Here is a 17430-nt window from a genome sequence, read left to right as displayed (position 1 = left end):
TATTGGAAATGGAAAAAACAGGAATATATTCGTTCATGGCCGAGCCGTTTCACTGCGACTTTTCGCACCGGCTCTTTATGGGACATCTTGGTAATCATCTGCTGAACGCCGCCGACTTCCACTCTTCAGACCGTGGCTTCGGCATGGCGTATCTGAACAAAGTGCACAAGACATGGGTATTGTCACGCCTTGCCATCGAGATGAATGAAATGCCGGCACAATACACCAAATTCAATGTCGAGACATGGGTGGAAAGCGCAATGAAATATTTCACCAACCGAAACTTCCGCATTGCGGACGAAAACGGCCATGTATTCGGATACGGCCGCAGCGTGTGGGCAATGATAGACACACGCACACGGCAACCGCAAGACATACTGGCTGAACGCGACGGCGAGATAAACGGGTGGATAGAGCCAGGCAAGGAGTGCCCGATCGATAAAAGCTCGCGTGTGAAAATGAGCGACAATGCCGAGCATGTGGCTACGATTGACACACATTACAATGATGTGGACGTAAACGGACACATCAATTCGGTGAAGTACATAGAACATGTTCTCGACCTATTTGACATTGATTGGTATAAGGAATACCGGATAAAGAGGTTCGAAATAGCCTACGTCGCAGAGAGCCACGGAGGCGACAGGCTGGCTTTCTATCGCGAAACGGCAGGCGAAAACGAATGGAACATACGCATTGTCAAGATTGAAAAAGAAAGCGACAAAAATATCGAAGTGTGCAGAAGCAAAGTCGTTTTTGCAAAAATATGAAAGTAAATTTGGAGTTTACGCTTTAATTTTATACTTTTGCAACTCTATTTAATAACAACAGACAATTTAACAACAGGCGGTCTTTCGCAAGGTCGTATAACAAAAAACTTATATATTATGGCAGAGATGAATTTTGGTGGCGTTATCGAGACAGTTGTCACCAACAAAGAATTTTCATTGGAAAAAGCGCGTGAAGTATTGAAAAACGAGACAATAGCCGTCATTGGTTATGGCATCCAAGGTCCCGGACAGGCCTGCAACCTGCGCGACAACGGATTTAACGTGATTGTGGGACAGCGTGCCGGAAAAACATACGACAAGGCTGTCGCCGACGGATGGGTGCCCGGTGAGACACTGTTCTCTATCGAAGAGGCCGCACAGAAGGGCACAATTATCTGCATGCTTCTTTCAGACGCCGGACAAATTCAGGCTTGGCCGACAATAAAGCAATACCTCACACCGGGCAAGACACTATATTACTCTCACGGATTCGCAATCAACTGGAGCGACCGCACTGGCGTGGTACCACCAGCAGACATAGATGTAATTCTTGTAGCACCGAAGGGTTCGGGTACATCTTTGCGTACAATGTTCCTTGAAGGCCGCGGCCTTAACTGCTCGTACGCCGTATATCAGGACGCATCCGGCAACGCAGAGGAGAAAACAATAGCGTTCGGTATAGGTATAGGAGCGGGATATATGTTTAAAACCACTTTCCAACGCGAGGCAACCTCCGACCTTACAGGTGAACGCGGCTCGCTGATGGGAGCTATAGAAGGACTGCTTGAAGCACAGTATGAAGTGCTCCGTGAGAACGGGCACTCACCGTCGGAGGCTTTCAACGAGACAGTGGAGGAGCTTACACAGAGCCTGATGCCATTGTTCGCACAGAAAGGCATGGACTGGATGTACGCCAACTGCTCCACAACGGCACAACGCGGCGCATTAGACTGGGCACCGCGCTTCCGCGACGCTATCAAACCGGTGATGCAGTGGCTGTATTACTCTGTAAAGACCGGCAACGAGGCACAGATTTCCATCGACAGCAACTCGAAAGCCGACTACCGCGACGGACTCAACAAGGAACTCGAAGCTATGCGTAACATGGAAATGTGGCGTGCAGCCGAGACAGTGCGTCAACTCCGTCCGGAAAACTGTGCCGACTGAACCGCACAATAACATCATGGCATTACGGGATAAAGCATCATTTGCGCTTAAAGTTTATTTGACAGGAGCAAACCGTAATATCCCGGCATTATGACATGAAATACAATCCTTTTCCGGATTATAATAATAATCACAGGGAATTGCCGTAAGGACAATTCCCTGTTTTTATATACATTCGTTCGCCATTTACAGATTTTATTAGTAATTTTGCAATAATCAAAACACTAACCAATAAAACAAAAATACAAAATGAAAAGTGATCCTAAAGAGTGCCTGTATTGCCAAAACAACGATACATTGCACAGTCTTATGATTGAGATTGCGAAGCTGGACGTTTCGCGCGTATTTATATTTAAGGAACAGACATACCACGGCCGGTGCCTCGTTGCATATAAAGACCACATAGACGACCTGAACCTGCTTAGCGATGAAGATCGCAATGCGTTCATGGCAGACGTGGCCAAAGTGACGAGAGCGATGCAAAAAGTGTTCAATCCCGATAAAATCAATTACGGAGCATACTCAGACACGCTCGAACATCTCCACTTCCACCTCATCCCCAAATATAAGGGAGGTCCCGACTTCGGTGGGGTATTCCGCATGAACCCTAAAGAAGTATACCTCACCGACGGTGAATATAACGACATGGCAGAGAAGCTACGCAAGGAATTATAATCGTAGCAAGCCCCTTATGGCAACACTATAATAAACCGGAAGAAGCACGGATTCGGCATTTTCTGTTCCCACTCATCATTGGCCAGGAAAATGAGTTCCGTCCTCCTCCGATTTATTATAGGCGGATATTATTTAAAAACATATTTCTTTTTAATTACTTAAAACTTAATCATACCAAAAACAGCGATGAGAAAAAGACTTATTTTATTCGGATTGTCACTCGCCGGGGTCGCTTTCGCACAGCAACGACAAGAGATAACGCTAAGCGAAGGCTGGTTGTTTTCTCGCGACAAAGCACAGTGGCAAGAAGTAAGAGTGCCGCACGACTGGGCCATCAGCGGCCCATTCGATAAGAAATGGGACTTACAGACGGTGGCGATCGTACAGAACGGAGAGAAGGAGAAAACAGAAAAATCAGGTCGCTCGGGTTCTCTGCCATGGATTGGCAAAGGCCACTACAAGACAACAGTAAGCATACCGAGCGGATACAGCCACGCCGAACTGATATTCGACGGTGCCATGAGCGAGCCGAACGTAAAGATAAACGGTAAGCAGGCCGGCTATTGGGCATACGGATACAATGCCTTCAACATCGATGTCACCCCATATATAAAGAGCGGTGAGAATACGATTGAGGTAGATCTTAACAATGTCGAGGAAAGCAGCAGATGGTATCCAGGAGGTGGAATATACCGCCCTGTGACCCTCGTTCTCACCGGTAAGGCGAGGTTTGATACATTCGAGACATTTGCCCGCACAGCCAAAGCCGACAAAAACTACGCAGAAGTGGAAGTGGACACCAAGGTCTCGGGAGACCTGAAAGGCGAAAACATAGGAATAAACATAGCGTTACACAACGCAAAAGGATACATCATAGCCGAAAGCCACTGCGAAAACACACCATCGGGAGATGTCCGCACTGTGCTCGATATAAAGAAGCCAAATCTTTGGTCGCCCGAGAAACCGTATCTCTACAAGCTCGTCACGAAACTGTATAAGGACCATAAATTGATAGACGAGCAGACTGTCAATGTAGGAATACGCACAGTAAGCGTGACGAAAGAAGGCGGCTTCCAACTAAACGGGGTAACCAGAAAGATAAAAGGAGTATGCCTGCATCACGACCTCGGTCCACTCGGAGCGGCAGTGAACAAGGCCGCACTAATCCGACAGATAAAGATGATGAAGGAAATGGGTTGCGATGCCATACGCACGGCACACAACATGCCTTCCAAAATGCAGATGGACATCTGCGACTCACTTGGCATGATGGTAATGGCAGAAAGTTTCGACATGTGGAAATATCCCAAGTGCAAGAACGGATACGCGCGCTTCTTTGACGAGTGGGCGGAGAAAGACATGGCAAATCTCGTGCGCAACCACCGTAACCACCCGTCTATCGTGATGTGGAGCATAGGCAACGAAATTCCGGAGCAAGGCATGAAAGGCGGAACCACGATGGCCAAAAATCTTCAAGACATCTGCCACAGACTTGACCCCACCCGCCCGGTGACCCAGGGAATGGACAGGGTTGACAACGCCATGAAGACCGGGTTCGCTCAAGTGATGGACGTACCTGGCTTTAACTACCGGCTGCACAAATATGACAAAGGACTGAAAGAGTTACCGCAAGGTTTCCTGCTCGGAAGTGAGACGGCGTCTACCGTCAGCAGCCGCGGCGTATATAAATTTCCGGTAGAAGTGGCATCAAACAGGACATACGCCGACGGTCAATGCAGCGGCTACGACACAGAATACTGCCCGTGGAGCAATCTGCCTGACGATGACTGGCGCTGGCAAGACGACTACCCGCAAGTGATAGGTGAGTTCGTGTGGACGGGATACGACTATCTTGGCGAACCTACACCCTATGACGAATACTGGCCGAGCCGCAGCAGCTATTTCGGTATATGCGACCTTGCCGGACTGCCGAAAGACCGCTACTACCTGTATCGCAGCAAGTGGAACACAAAGAAACACACCACCCACCTGTTACCACACTGGACATGGCCCGGCCGAGAGGGAAAAGTAACTCCCGTATACTGTTATACAGACGGGACTGAAGGCGAGCTGTTTGTAAACGGCAAAAGTCAAGGACGTGTGCGCAAGAATAAGGATAGCCGCCTCGACCGCTACCGACTGAGATGGAATGATGTGGTATACGAACCCGGCGAAATTACTGTCGTCACCTACGACGCAGAAGGCAGGGAAACGGGCCGCGACACGAGACGCACAGCCGGCAAGCCGACCGAATTAACACTGAAAGCCGACCGCACAAACATCTCTGCCGACGGAGATGACATGGCTTTTGTCACAGTCAGTCTGTGCGATAAAGACGGAAACATCGTACCCGATGGAGCAGACCGACTGACATTCGAGGTGGAAGGCTGCGGAGCATTTCAGGCTGCCTGCAATGGCGACGCCACATCGCTCGAACCGTTCACCAAGCCGACCATGAAACTCTTTGCCGGCCAGCTTGTCGTCATAGTACGCAGCAATAAAACGGCAGGAACGATGACACTCACCGTAAAAGACAAACAACGGAACATATCCAAGTCGATAGACATAAAGACTATCTGAGCCGATGACGGAAAATGGGCACGCAAATCAAATCGGTTGTAATAATAAAGTCACAAATTTAACACTTTGTTTTTACTCAATCTAAGTCGATTTGCACCATACAAATCACGATATACAACACGATAAGCCGATCTCCCTAAATTAGTGGGAAATCGGCTTTTTTGCATTCAGACGCTCGATGGAACGCAATTGGCACGTTATTGCAAGACGTTTAGCCGCCCGTTGGCTTCCAATTGATTGCTAAACGCAATGCATCGAGCGTCTAAATGCAGACCAATAAGACGCTTGTTATAAAAAAACAGCAATGAGGGTCAGATCTGTTTGGAAACATTTTCCGGCCAAACCGGCATATCAGACTGACAAACAGCCGGTTGCGCAAACATTGAAAATACGCCGATATTTTCGGTCATAGGATTTGTTTTTTCAAAACAATCGAAATATAAACGATCGTTTGTCTGATTTTTTCAGCATTATGACTAACAATAAAAACAAACTGCGCTTTATAATAAATGATTAATAACCTAAACTTCAAACCACACAAAACCTATGGGCAAATCCATTAGCCCACAGCATATCCAATATCAGGACTACTCAACGTTCATCCACATAAAACGGCAGAATACAAAAAAATATCCCCGCAACCATTTTTGATTGCGGGGAAGTCTGTTTCCTATTCTGAAAAAGCAGTCTGCTATTACTTCGTAGTGTCAGTGAAAGTTACCACACGGTTGAAGTCAACCTCATCGAACAACTTGTCGGTAGCACCCATACCCTGTACAGAAAGACGGTTTGCAGAAACCTTGTAACGCTTGATAAGAGCTGATTTAACTGCGTTTGCACGAGCCTCAGACAGTCTCTGGTTCAGTTCGAGACTACCCTCGGGAGATGCGTAACCCTTGATAAGGATCTTAGCCTCCTTGTGGTTCTTCATATATGTGGCAATCATTGAGATGCTTGCATACTGAGCAGCGTCGATCGTGCTCTTGCCCTGCTGGAAGATTACGGTAGGCTGCAGAACGTTCTTGTTCTCATTAACCACAACTGTCGGTTTCTGGTTCTTCGCCGCTGCAAGCTGAGACTGGAGATCGGCAATTGTTCTGTTGTTGTTACCGATAGTGTTGTCTTTGTTGCTGTTGTCAGCACGAAGTTCGTTGATCTTTGAGTTCAGAGCGTCGATTTCCGACTGATTACGGAGTTCGGCAACCTTAAAGTTGTGAGTACCGTTGCTGTTACCTAATTTATAGTTCACACCTACGAGTACACCAAGTGCCGAATGGTTTGAGTTAAACTGTATCTTGTCACCCGCATTCATGCCGTAAGTGATGTTAGGCTCTACATAAACCTGCCACTCTTTGTCAGCTCCGAAGTTGAAAGCGAAGTCAAGACCGAATTTAGATGTGAGCACGTTCTCGTCCATGCCCTGGACACTCTGTGTGTGGAAAGCGTGTCCCCAACCGAGACCGTATACACCGATTACCTCAAATACGCGTGGTGATCCCGGATAACCGCCAAACCAGTTGCTGAAATTGGTAGTACCGAGCAGCGACAGGTTCATACCCTTAACGAATGTTCCGAGAGGACGGAACTCGCTTCCTTTGTTGTTGAAATAAACCTCACCTTCTGCTGCCAGTCCGAATACCGGAGTGAGATTACGACCGATGCGCAGACCTGCGGAAGGATTGACATTCTTAAATAGTGCGTTGTGACTTGTCTTTGTATTAAGACCTCCATTCACTCCAATATACCAGTTGTCTGTCAATTTGCTCTCCTCAACAGTCTGAGCAGACATTGTTTGTGCAGACAACGCTGCAATTGCAAGCGTAAAAATTACTTTTTTCATACGTCTAATGTTTTTAATGAATACTCTAATTTAACTATTCTCTTTGCTTTGATTGCGTTGCAAAGTAAATACAAAATCCACCATCAACCAAATTTTTAAGTAAATATTTGCACAAAAGGTCATTATTCATGATATTAAAACATTTGGTATCTCTTTTTTTACACTTATATGGTAAAAAAGTATGAAAAAAACATTGGTTATATTCTTTGTTTCTTATATTTAAGCTAACTTTGCGGGTAATGAAAAAAAGAATAATAATGATTACGGGCGGACAACGCTCTGGAAAAAGCCAATATGCCGAAAAACTGGCTTTGAGCCTCAGTAACAGCCCTGTATACATGGCTACGGCACATGTATGGGACGATGAGTTCAGAAAACGTGTGGAAATACACCAGCGGCGACGCGGCGACCAATGGACTAATATAGAAGAGGAAAAAGAACTTAGCCGCCACAACATAAGCGGAAGGGTAGCGGTAATCGATTGCATAACGCTGTGGTGTACTAACTTTTTCTTCTCACGAAGCAAGGCCGAATGGGAACAACCATCGGTCGAAGAGGCACTGGCTGCAATACAATCCGAGTTTGACAGGTTTACGGCGCAAGACGCCACGTTTATATTTGTCACCAACGAGATTGGAAGCGGAGGAGTGAGCGACAACTCGATACAGCGACGGTTTACCGACCTTGAAGGGTGGATGAACCAATACGTGGCAAGCCGGGCAGACGAGGTGGTGCTTATGGTAAGCGGTATTCCTGTGGTAATAAAATCTGACAACGATGATAAAGTTTAACATAAAAAGTCCCGACAAATCCATGCTGGGCGACATACGCGAAAAGATAGATAATCTCAACAAGCCCAAAGGATCTCTGGGGAGATTGGAAACACTCGCCGAACAGATATGCCTGATAGAGCAATCACTGTGCCCAACGCTCAAAAAACCGCACCATCTGCTCTTCGGCAGCGACCACGGCATCGAGCGTGAGAAAGTAAGCGTATCACCAAGAGAAATCACCTGGCAGCAGATGATAAACTTCACGCAAGGTGGCGGAGGCGTAAACATGTTCTGCCGGCAACACGGATTTAAATTGAACATCATCGATATCGGTGTCGATTATGATCTTAGCAAGTATCCGGAAATCATCAACCGCAAAATCACAAACGGTACAAAGAACTTCCTGCATGAGCCGGCCATGAGCCAAGAAGAGTTTAAAAAGGCAATCAAAATCGGTGCGGAACAGACAGATGAATGCGCCGACAAGGGATGCAACATAATATGTATGGGGGAAATGGGTATTGCAAACACGTCTCCTTCAAGCATTTGGATGAGTATTTTCGGTAATATTCCACTTGACGAATGCATAGGAGCGGGAGCCGGACTTGCCGACGACGGCATACGGCATAAACGCGAGATACTGAAAGCCTCGGTGACGAATTACCGGAAATGGAACGCCACACAGCCAGAAAACAATAACAATACAAATGAGACTATCAACACCATACGCTACTTCGGAGGATTCGAGATGGTGGGAGCCATCGGCGCAATGCTGCGTGCCGCCGAGAGGAACATGATTATAATGGTGGACGGATTTATAATGACGGCTTGCGCCGTGGCTGCAATCAAGCTCTATCCTGCCGCAAAAGAATACATGGTATTCGGGCACTGCGGTGACGAGAACGGGCACCGCCGGATGCTCGACATCATCAAAGCGGAGCCTCTTCTGAACCTCGGCCTGCGTCTCGGCGAAGGTACCGGGGCATTATGCGCCTACCCTATTATCGAGAGTGCCGTAAGAATGATCAATGAAATGAATAATTTTGACAATGCGAATATCACTAAATACTTCTAAATGGTACGATAATATATGGGCTGCGATGATATTTTTCACACGTCTTCCGCTATGGAGAATACATCAACCTCCACACGAAAGCTATCGCACTGTCGTTGAACACTGGCCGCTTGCCGGATGGATAACGGGGGCAGTGATGGCCGCCACTCTATATTTCGGAAGCATGTTTCTACCCTATCCCGTCGCCATTATCATGGCTGTTTCCTCCCGTATACTGCTCACAGGAGCACTACACGAAGACGGCCTGTGCGACTTTTTCGACGGCTTCGGCGGCGGTGGCGGCAACAAGGCACGCATTCTCGAGATAATGAAAGACTCACGTATAGGTACTTACGGAGTACTGGGCATAGTGCTTTACATTGCCTTGCTTGCGGCCGCTCTCTATTCGATGCCTCCAAAAATTGCGGCGTTCACGATACTTGCTGCCGATCCATACGCTAAAATGATTGCCGGACAGATTATAATGATGATGCCCTATGCCAGAACGGAAGAAGAATCGAAAGCAAAGACCGTATATCGCAAAATGAACGTCACCGCGTCACTGAGCCTGGCGGCACAAGGTTTATTGCCACTTGCAGCATATATATATATTATGTATGTTCATATAGACTGGCAACTGCTTGTGTTCACTCCGTGCATCGTCATGTATTTCCTATATCTCATGATATGGAACAAACTGAAGGGATATACCGGTGACTGCTGCGGTGCGTTGTTTCTGCTTGTCGAACTGAGCATATATATCACTGTCGCAGGAATGATTTAGTCATTACCGAATATTCCTGATGCCTGTCTCAAAGTATATAATATGGCTGTTTCGGGGATTACCAGGACTGTAAAAAACAATCAGCCGTATACTTACACATACTAAAAAATAATAAGCAGAACGACTATTACTGTTTTTCAACAAATAACCAAAAGGAAAAATGAGAATGAGGAATACCGCATGAAAACCTCTATGCGGATAATAAATCCCTCATTCTCATTGTCTTTAACTTCTTCTCACAAAGGAAAGGCCGATCACAAGATAGACTTGTACAGTGCTATAATATCCTCCTTTGTGACCTCACGCGGATTACCGGGAGTACAAACATCATTGATAGCCTGTTCGGCAAGTGCCGGAATATCCTCTTCTTTGATACCGAGTTCTGACAGATGAGCCGGTATTCCCACTATTCTCGACAGGTTGGCAATCTCCTCGCAAGCAGCCTCAACGGCCTGATCGACCGTCATTCCATCCTTATACACACCGCAAGCCTTGGCAATCTCTACATATTTTTCCTTTGCGGCAGGAGCATTGAAACGCATCACCGCGGGCAGAAGTATGGCACAAGCCACACCATGCGGCACATCATGCAGTGCGCTCATGGGATGAGCCATACCGTGATCCACACCGAGACCAACATTCGAGAACGCCATACCTGCGATATACTGAGCCACCGCCATACCGTTACGTCCCTCCGGATTTTCCGGTTCGTTGACTGCTATCGGCAGGTATTTGTGGATCATCTCTATTGCCTTTATTTCAAACATGTCGCTCATCTCCCACGCTGCTTTCGTTATATAGCCTTCTATGGCATGTGTCATGGCGTCCATTCCGGTGGAAGCAGTGAGCCCCTTGGGCAACGAATACATCAATTCCGCGTCAACAATGGCAACAGCCGGTATGTCGTTGGGATCGACACATACCATCTTCTTCTGATTTTCCTCATCGACTATCACATAGTTTATTGTCGTTTCCGCCGCCGTGCCGGCCGTTGTTGGCAAGGCAATAATAGGAAGGCTCTTTTTCTTCGTGTCTGCCACGCCTTCAAGAGAAACAATGTCGGAAAATTCAGGGTTGTTGCACACAATACCGATGCCCTTTGCAGTGTCCATGGCAGATCCGCCGCCAATGGCTATTATAAAATCGGCTTCCGCTGTCTTGCACGCCCCGATACCTTCTTTCACGTTTGTCACGGTCGGATTAGGCTTCACGTCATCAAATATATCGTATGCTATTCCGGCGGCGTCAAGTTCATCAAGCACCATTTTAGCCACTCCGAACTTCATAAGTCCTTTGTCCGTCACGACCAACGCTTTCTTATATCCAAAGCGGTTTACAACATTCGGCAATTCTTTTCGTGCGCCGGGTCCGAAATATGAAACTTCGTTTAAAATAAATCTGTTTACCATAATTAATACTTATTGTTTTAGATTGAATAATATTCTGCCTGTATAGCGCAAACCGGAAGCAACCAAAACCGCTTAAATTGCCAATGGGAAGCCTATCTTCTGCAAAGATAGTGCAAGTCGAATTGTGATGAAATTTGTTTCAAATTACTGAGACGCAGCCTATCTTCTGCAAATATACGAAGAATATTCGGTATTCTATACTTTTGGTTAGGAAATAAAAAGGAGTGCAGCTTGCCGTTTACCCGAAAATCATTTATCTTTGTACTTTCAGAAAAAATAAACCGATATGGATATAATCTTTATAAGACATACGAGTGTCAACGTGCCGAAAGGCACATGTTACGGACGCACCGACGTACCGCTTAACGATACGTTCGAACAAGAAGCGGCCGTAACCAAAAAGAATCTGATGGAATATGGAAAGTTTGACGCCGTGTTCTCATCACCACTCACAAGAGCACGCAAACTGGCTGAATACTGCGGCTACCCCTCACCCACTATCGACAACAGGCTTAAAGAGATGAGCATGGGCGACTGGGAGATGCGCAAATTCGATGAGATAAAAGACAAGGAACTGCAAGAATGGTACGACGATTACATGCATGCGGCTACCAAAAACGGCGAGAGCTTTCCTGTGCTGTACGCCCGTGTGGCAGCTTTTCTTGATGAGATACGCCTCAATAGCTACAAACGTGTCTCTGTCTTTGCACATGGCGGAGTAATGATGTGCGCCGGAATATATGGCGGATTGTTTCCAAAGAACGATTGTTTCAAACACCTCGTGCCTTACGGAGGGATAATGAAAATCAGCGTTTAACGATTACAACAAGTATTTGGGAAGTCGGTTTGTGTATATGTACAAAATTTGCAGGCACCGTTCTCTATCAAATAAATCGTAAACGATAAAGAAACATCGCGCCCGCAAATCCTGTTTTTATACAAATCAATTTTTCACTATTATCTCCGCTCCGGCTTTCAGTGCCTGAATATTAAGCGGAATAAGTCCGTGATGACGCTCAGGCAACGTCTTATATAGTGCCTTTTCAATACCAGCATGACTCACAACAGGGCATACTTCAAGCAGTCCGCCGAGCACAATCATATTGAATATCTTGCCGTTCTTCATCTCCGCAGCCTTGTCCATGGCATCAATTCGATATACTGTGATGTCTTTACGCCGCGGAGGGTTTATTATCCCGTAACCATCATAAATAAGAACGCCACCCGGTTTCACTTTATCCTCAAACTTGTCGAGCGACGGTTGATTGAGCACTATCGCTATATCGTATGTACTCAGTATCGGTGATGAAATCCGCTCGTCGCTCACTATCACCGTCACATTGGCCGTTCCACCCCTCTGCTCGGGTCCGTAAGCCGGCATCCACGTCACCTCTTTATCTTCCATCAGTCCCGAGTAAGCCAGTATCTTACCCATTGAGAGCACGCCCTGACCGCCGAAACCGGCTATTATTATCTCTTTTTCCATGTTCCTATATTTATGTATCAAGGAGTTTTTACCGATAGCCGTGCCACCGATAAGCACTCATCAGATGGTATCTTTCAAATCTCCTTTCTTATAGAACTCAAACATATTCTCGCGCATCCATTCATTGGCTTTCACTGGAGACATTTTCCACCCGCTGTTGCAGGTAGACACTATCTCAACAAGGCTGCTGCCCTTTCCCGCCATTGAAGCGTCGAACGCCTTTCTTATTGCACGCTTGGCACTACGTATCGAAGCCACGGTATCAACGCTTTGGCGTGTCACATAGCACGTTCCTTCAAGTTGCGCGGCCATCTCGGTTATCCTGAGAGGATATCCATGAAGCTCTGCCACACGACCATACGGACATGTGGAGGTCTTCTGCCCCATCAGAGTCGTAGGTGCCATCTGTCCGCCCGTCATTCCGTATATTGCGTTATTGATGAATATTATCACGATATTCTCTCCTCTGTTGAGGGCATGTATCGTCTCGCAAGTACCTATACACGCCAAGTCGCCGTCTCCCTGGTAAGTGAATACGAGCCTGTCCGGCCACAGCCGTTTTATGCCTGTAGCCACTGCCGGCGCCCGTCCGTGCGCGGCTTCCTGCCAGTCGATGTCAAGATAGCGGTAGGCAAACACGGCGCAGCCCACGGGGCACACTCCAACGGTCTTCTCTTCCATACCCATTTCCTCTATTACCTCAGCCACAAGTTTATGCACCACGCCGTGGCTACATCCAGGGCAATAATGCATCTGTGTGTCATTCATCAGCTCCGGCTTCTTGTATACAAGATTTTCGGGTGATATTATATGATTGGTCATATCGTTGTTCATCGTTCTGTCAGTTTTGTCTTCAATGCTTCCAATATCTCATGAGGCTCCGGCACTATTCCGCCGAGACGTCCGTAGTGCCCGACCGGCACCTCTCCATTAACCGCCAGACGCACATCCTGCACCATCTGGCCGGCATTTATCTCCACCACGAGCACACCTTTCTTACCATTTGCCATCGCCGCAATCTCCTTTTCGGGGAACGGCCACAGGGTTATAGGGCGGAAAAGCCCCACCCTCAGCCCTTCCTCGCGGGCCATGCCGATAGCTTTCTGTGCCAGTCTCGCGGCACTGCCGAAAGCCACTATGACATAATCGGCGTCATCGCAAAGCATTGTCTCGTATCTGACCTCGTTCTCACGGATTGCGGCATACTTCTCTTGCAGGTGTATGTTGTGCTCTTCCATCACCTCGGGCTTCAATTCAAGCGATGTCATTATGTTCGGCTTGCGGTCTTTCGACCGTCCGATAGTAGCCCAAGGACATTCCTTCCGTATCTCTTCCTCTGTGCGACGGGGCTTATATGGCGGCAACACCACTTTCTCCATCATCTGCCCGATGACACCGTCGCTGAGTATCATTGCCGGATTACGGTATTTGAAAGCGAGATCGAAAGAAAGCTCCACGAAGTCGGCCATCTCCTGTACTGACGCCGGAGCGAGCACTATCACATTGTAATCACCGTTTCCACCGCCACGGGTAGCCTGGAAATAATCGCTCTGCGACGGCTGGATGGTTCCCAGTCCCGGGCCTCCGCGCTGCACGTTCACAATCACGCCGGGAATCTCCGCTCCCGCCATGTAAGCAATGCCTTCCTGCATAAGAGCCACACCCGGACTCGATGAAGACGTGAACGCCCGCTTTCCCGCGCCCGCCGCTCCATATACCATGTTTATCGACGCCACCTCACTCTCTGCCTGCACCACGACCATACCCGTTGTTTCCCAAGGCTTGTCGAGCGCAAACGTCTCTATTATCTCACTCTGCGGCGTTATCGGATAACCGAAATATCCGTCGACTCCGCAACGGATTGCGGCACGGGCTATCGCCTCGTTACCTTTCATCAGTGTCACTTCCTGTTCTGCCATAGTTCTATTGTTCCTCCACTTTTTTCCTGTAAACGGTTATGCATCCATCGGGACACACTATGCCACACGACGCGCAACCGATACATGCGTCGGCAGCGACCGCCTCAACGTATTGATATCCGTTGACATTCACTTTGCTTGCCATGGCAAGTACGTCTTTCGGACAAGCCTCCACACATAGCGAACAGCCTTTGCAACGTCCCGTATCTACCACGACAGCGCCAATAATCTTACTCATAAATCAGTCTTTTTGTTATCACAGGAATATCCATCACGGTTTTTACTGCATGTCAGCTCCACGATGAATCAAGGATTATACATATCCTTATTATAATAGTTTAATATATCTTCGAGCATGCGCTTGGCCTCGACAGCGGGGCTGTCAGGGTCGAGAGCTATTGCCGCAATATAATTGTTGATGGCTTCCTGCCAGTTGCCCTCACGGCGGAAACGGTTTCCCAAACGGTAATACTCCTGCGCCGTCATTATCCGTAATACTCTTTCTTGCCTGCCGCCAACGTGTTCTTCATCAGCGAACAGATTGTCATCGGGCCAACACCGCCGGGTACTGGAGTTATGAAAGAGCACAAAGAAGCCACCTCGTCAAACTTAACATCACCGTTGAGACGGAAGCCGCTCTTGCGAGTCGCATCCGGAACACGGGTCGTGCCCACGTCCACAATTACCGCTCCTTCTTTCACCATGTCCGCCGTCACGAAGTCGGGACGACCGATGGCGGCTATGATAATGTCCGCCTGCCTGCACTCTTCCTTGAGGTTTTGCGACCTGCTGTGACATACCGTCACCGTGGCATCTCCATACTGCTTCTGCATCATGAGCTGGGCCATGGGTTTGCCCACTATGTTCGAGCGACCGAGGATGACACACTTTTTACCGCTTGTCTCTATCCCATACCTTTTCAGGAGAGTTATTATACCAAGAGGAGTGGCCGAAATGAAGCACGGCAGGCCAATTGCCATCCGCCCGACATTTATCGGATGAAACCCGTCCACATCCTTACGATAATCTATCGCCTCTATTATCTTCTGCTCATCAATATGCTTCGGAAGCGGCAACTGCACTATAAATCCGTCCACATCATCATCATTATTGAGTCTGTCGACGCATTCGAGCAATTCAGCTTCCGTGATATTGTCTTCAAACCGTATCAGAGAAGACTTGAATCCGCAAGCCTCACAAGCCAGCACCTTATTCTTCACGTATGTCTCCGAGCCACCGTCGTGACCCACAAGCACTGCCGCCAGATGCGGGCGTTTGCCTCCCGAAGCCACTATTGCCTTCACTTCCTCCGCTATCTCTTCCTTTATCTTGGCCGCGGTAGCCTTTCCGTCTATCAGTCGCATATTTCTTTTATTTATATTTTGGGTTGGGAGTTATAGTATTCTCCTTGTTGAGTCAAAGGAGTTAAAAGCAATACGCTGGCTGAGGCCTGTGGCTGTTTCCTTTTAACTCCTTCGATTCCCTATACTAAGATTTACATCATTTACATCCCCCTCATCTTTCTCATTGCGTTTGCCATCTGCATCATCTTGCTGTTGGACGTGCCGGTGACCATGCGCATCATCTTTCTTGTCTGGTCAAACTGTTTTAACAGGCGGTTTACCTCCTGAATGTTCGTACCCGAGCCTTTCGCTATGCGCATTCGGCGGCTTTGGTTGATGATGTCGGGATTGGAACGCTCCTTCGGGGTCATGCTGTTGATGATGGCCTCGATGCCTTTGAACGCGTTATCGTCTATATCAACGTCTTTAATAGCCTTGCCCACACCGGGAATCATTGCTGCCAGGTCCTTGATGTTACCCATCTTCTTTATCTGCTGTATCTGGCTCATGAAGTCGTTGAAGTCAAACTGGTTCTTGCGTATTTTCTTTTCCAGCTCCTTGGCCTGTTTCTCGTCAAACTGCTCCTGCGCGCGCTCCACCAGGCTGACGATATCTCCCATTCCGAGAATACGGTCGGCCATACGCTCGGGATGGAACACATCGAGAGCCTCCATTTTCTCACCCGTTCCGACAAACTTGATTGGCTTCGTCACAACAGTACGTATGGAAAGCGCCGCACCGCCACGTGTGTCACCGTCGAGTTTGGTGAGCACAACTCCGTCGAAATCGAGACGGTCGTTGAACTCCTTGGCCGTGTTCACAGCGTCCTGACCCGTCATCGAGTCTACAACAAAAAGGGTCTCATCGGGGTTTACGGCATTCTTCAGTTTCTCGATTTCATCCATCATCTCCTCATCGACAGCCAACCGGCCGGCGGTGTCTATGATAACCACGTCGTGTCCCTTGGCCTTGGCCTCACGAATGGCATTGGCGGCAATCTCCACCACGTTCTTGCTTTCAGGTTCCGAGTATACCGGCACACCTACTGTCTGCCCCACAACCTTCAACTGCTCGATAGCAGCCGGACGATACACGTCGCAAGCCACGAGCAGAGGGTTCTTGCGGTTCTTGTTTTTCAGCATGTTGGCCAGTTTACCACTGAACGTCGTTTTTCCGGAACCTTGCAGTCCTGACATCAGGATTATCGCCGGACGGCCCTCGATTTTTATATCGACCGCCTTTCCGCCCATAAGTTCCGCCAACTCATCGTGCACTATCTTTACCATCAACTGGCTCGGTTTCACGGCCGTAAGCACGTTCATACCCATAGCCTTTTTCTTAACCGTGTCGGTGAATGTCTTGGCCACTTTATAGTTTACGTCGGCATCAAGCAGCGCCCTGCGCACGTCTTTCAGCGTTTCCGCAACATTGATTTCGGTGATTTTTCCCTCGCCTTTGAGAATTTTGAACGATCGTTCAAGTCTGTCGCTTAAATTTTCAAACATATATATAATGTGTCTTTATTATTGCTTTTTCTGCAAAATTACGCTATATTATCAGAAAAAACGAATATGTTATCTGTGTTTTAAACTATTTTAAAACGTCGGTCTTTTAAATTGCGCACATTTAC

The 17430-nt window shown here is 47.7% G+C and carries 17 protein-coding genes; 8 read left to right on the top strand and 9 right to left on the bottom strand.

Annotated features, from left to right (window positions below):
* The first annotated feature begins 8 nt into the window (after positions 1–8).
* From MoGM_RS07065 to MoGM_RS07050, 4 genes are all read left to right on the top strand, one after another.
* On the top strand, positions 9–770 hold the full coding sequence (locus MoGM_RS07065; RefSeq protein WP_104369404.1) for an acyl-[acyl-carrier-protein] thioesterase: 762 nt from the start codon (positions 9–11) through the stop codon (positions 768–770).
* A gap of 117 nt (positions 771–887) precedes the next feature.
* A complete protein-coding gene (gene ilvC / locus MoGM_RS07060; protein WP_104369403.1) occupies positions 888–1937 on the top strand; it encodes a ketol-acid reductoisomerase in 1050 nt (349 codons plus the stop codon).
* Positions 1938–2168: 231 nt separating this feature from the next.
* Entirely contained in the window at positions 2169–2612 is a 444-nt protein-coding gene (locus MoGM_RS07055; protein WP_255401893.1) for an HIT family protein, read from the top strand.
* Between the two features lie 186 nt (positions 2613–2798).
* Positions 2799–5192, top strand: coding sequence for a glycoside hydrolase family 2 TIM barrel-domain containing protein (locus tag MoGM_RS07050; RefSeq protein WP_104369401.1), 2394 nt, complete (start codon positions 2799–2801; stop codon positions 5190–5192).
* A gap of 694 nt (positions 5193–5886) precedes the next feature.
* On the opposite strand, the gene MoGM_RS07045 is transcribed toward MoGM_RS07050, so the two are convergent.
* Positions 5887–7032, bottom strand: coding sequence for an OmpA family protein (locus MoGM_RS07045; RefSeq protein WP_104369400.1), 1146 nt, complete (start codon positions 7030–7032; stop codon positions 5887–5889).
* Positions 7033–7271: 239 nt separating this feature from the next.
* Here MoGM_RS07045 and MoGM_RS07040 point away from each other — a divergent pair, with 239 nt between their 5' ends.
* Genes MoGM_RS07040 through cobS form a run of 3 tightly spaced genes read left to right on the top strand, consistent with a single transcriptional unit; the run spans position 7272 to position 9643 of the window.
* Positions 7272–7823 (top strand): bifunctional adenosylcobinamide kinase/adenosylcobinamide-phosphate guanylyltransferase, encoded by a 552-nt coding sequence (locus MoGM_RS07040; protein WP_104369399.1) that lies wholly within the window; start codon positions 7272–7274, stop codon positions 7821–7823.
* On the top strand, positions 7810–8880 hold the full coding sequence (cobT, locus tag MoGM_RS07035) for a nicotinate-nucleotide--dimethylbenzimidazole phosphoribosyltransferase (RefSeq protein WP_104369398.1): 1071 nt from the start codon (positions 7810–7812) through the stop codon (positions 8878–8880). Before MoGM_RS07040 ends, cobT begins: the two co-directional genes overlap by 14 nt.
* Positions 8855–9643 (top strand): adenosylcobinamide-GDP ribazoletransferase, encoded by a 789-nt coding sequence (cobS, locus tag MoGM_RS07030; protein ID WP_104369397.1) that lies wholly within the window; start codon positions 8855–8857, stop codon positions 9641–9643. The genes cobT and cobS overlap by 26 nt, the downstream gene beginning before the upstream one ends.
* Before the next feature lie 254 nt (positions 9644–9897).
* Here the strand turns inward: cobS and fucO are convergent, their stop codons facing one another.
* The gene (gene fucO, locus MoGM_RS07025; protein WP_104369396.1) at positions 9898–11052 is read right to left on the bottom strand and encodes a lactaldehyde reductase; all 1155 of its coding nucleotides are present in this window, start codon (positions 11050–11052) and stop codon (positions 9898–9900) included.
* Between the two features lie 286 nt (positions 11053–11338).
* Here fucO and cobC point away from each other — a divergent pair, with 286 nt between their 5' ends.
* The gene (gene cobC / locus MoGM_RS07020; RefSeq protein ID WP_104369395.1) at positions 11339–11869 is read left to right on the top strand and encodes an alpha-ribazole phosphatase; all 531 of its coding nucleotides are present in this window, start codon (positions 11339–11341) and stop codon (positions 11867–11869) included.
* Between the two features lie 126 nt (positions 11870–11995).
* Here cobC and MoGM_RS07015 read toward each other — a convergent pair whose 3' ends face one another.
* The 7 genes from MoGM_RS07015 to ffh all read right to left on the bottom strand — a co-directional run bounded on the left by MoGM_RS07015 (position 11996) and on the right by ffh (position 17305).
* Positions 11996–12538 carry a 2-oxoacid:acceptor oxidoreductase family protein gene (locus tag MoGM_RS07015; protein ID WP_104369431.1) on the bottom strand — a complete coding sequence of 181 codons (543 nt, stop codon included), beginning with the start codon at positions 12536–12538 and terminating at the stop codon, positions 11996–11998.
* A 60-nt stretch (positions 12539–12598) separates the two neighbouring features.
* Entirely contained in the window at positions 12599–13360 is a 762-nt protein-coding gene (locus MoGM_RS07010; RefSeq protein ID WP_104369430.1) for a thiamine pyrophosphate-dependent enzyme, read from the bottom strand.
* 8 nt (positions 13361–13368) lie between these two features.
* The gene (locus tag MoGM_RS07005) at positions 13369–14457 is read right to left on the bottom strand and encodes a 3-methyl-2-oxobutanoate dehydrogenase subunit VorB (protein WP_104369394.1); all 1089 of its coding nucleotides are present in this window, start codon (positions 14455–14457) and stop codon (positions 13369–13371) included.
* Positions 14458–14461: 4 nt separating this feature from the next.
* Positions 14462–14695, bottom strand: a complete 234-nt coding sequence (locus MoGM_RS07000) for a 4Fe-4S binding protein (RefSeq protein ID WP_104369393.1) — start codon at positions 14693–14695, stop codon at positions 14462–14464.
* A 68-nt stretch (positions 14696–14763) separates the two neighbouring features.
* Positions 14764–14943, bottom strand: coding sequence for a tetratricopeptide repeat protein (locus tag MoGM_RS06995; protein WP_104369392.1), 180 nt, complete (start codon positions 14941–14943; stop codon positions 14764–14766).
* Positions 14943–15821 carry a bifunctional methylenetetrahydrofolate dehydrogenase/methenyltetrahydrofolate cyclohydrolase FolD gene (gene folD, locus MoGM_RS06990; protein WP_104369391.1) on the bottom strand — a complete coding sequence of 293 codons (879 nt, stop codon included), beginning with the start codon at positions 15819–15821 and terminating at the stop codon, positions 14943–14945. The genes MoGM_RS06995 and folD overlap by 1 nt, the downstream gene beginning before the upstream one ends.
* A gap of 140 nt (positions 15822–15961) precedes the next feature.
* Positions 15962–17305, bottom strand: coding sequence for a signal recognition particle protein (gene ffh, locus MoGM_RS06985; protein ID WP_104369390.1), 1344 nt, complete (start codon positions 17303–17305; stop codon positions 15962–15964).
* Positions 17306–17430: the final 125 nt, after the last annotated feature.

This window comes from Prevotella sp. MGM1, from assembly GCF_002933775.1.
Taxonomy (GTDB): domain Bacteria; phylum Bacteroidota; class Bacteroidia; order Bacteroidales; family Bacteroidaceae; genus Prevotella.
This window is presented reverse-complemented; position numbering and strand designations above follow the sequence as displayed.

Coding starts and splice junctions, on each gene's coding strand:
- MoGM_RS07065 (WP_104369404.1), top strand. CDS start 9: ATGGAAAAAACAGGAATATATTCGTTCATGGCCGAGCCGTTTCACTGC.
- ilvC (WP_104369403.1), top strand. CDS start 888: ATGGCAGAGATGAATTTTGGTGGCGTTATCGAGACAGTTGTCACCAAC.
- MoGM_RS07050 (WP_104369401.1), top strand. CDS start 2,799: ATGAGAAAAAGACTTATTTTATTCGGATTGTCACTCGCCGGGGTCGCT.
- MoGM_RS07045 (WP_104369400.1), bottom strand. CDS start 7,032: ATGAAAAAAGTAATTTTTACGCTTGCAATTGCAGCGTTGTCTGCACAA.
- MoGM_RS07040 (WP_104369399.1), top strand. CDS start 7,272: ATGAAAAAAAGAATAATAATGATTACGGGCGGACAACGCTCTGGAAAA.
- cobT (WP_104369398.1), top strand. CDS start 7,810: ATGATAAAGTTTAACATAAAAAGTCCCGACAAATCCATGCTGGGCGAC.
- cobS (WP_104369397.1), top strand. CDS start 8,855: ATGCGAATATCACTAAATACTTCTAAATGGTACGATAATATATGGGCT.
- fucO (WP_104369396.1), bottom strand. CDS start 11,052: ATGGTAAACAGATTTATTTTAAACGAAGTTTCATATTTCGGACCCGGC.
- cobC (WP_104369395.1), top strand. CDS start 11,339: ATGGATATAATCTTTATAAGACATACGAGTGTCAACGTGCCGAAAGGC.
- MoGM_RS07015 (WP_104369431.1), bottom strand. CDS start 12,538: ATGGAAAAAGAGATAATAATAGCCGGTTTCGGCGGTCAGGGCGTGCTC.
- MoGM_RS07010 (WP_104369430.1), bottom strand. CDS start 13,360: ATGACCAATCATATAATATCACCCGAAAATCTTGTATACAAGAAGCCG.
- MoGM_RS07005 (WP_104369394.1), bottom strand. CDS start 14,457: ATGGCAGAACAGGAAGTGACACTGATGAAAGGTAACGAGGCGATAGCC.
- MoGM_RS07000 (WP_104369393.1), bottom strand. CDS start 14,695: ATGAGTAAGATTATTGGCGCTGTCGTGGTAGATACGGGACGTTGCAAA.
- MoGM_RS06995 (WP_104369392.1), bottom strand. CDS start 14,943: ATGACGGCGCAGGAGTATTACCGTTTGGGAAACCGTTTCCGCCGTGAG.
- folD (WP_104369391.1), bottom strand. CDS start 15,821: ATGCGACTGATAGACGGAAAGGCTACCGCGGCCAAGATAAAGGAAGAG.
- ffh (WP_104369390.1), bottom strand. CDS start 17,305: ATGTTTGAAAATTTAAGCGACAGACTTGAACGATCGTTCAAAATTCTC.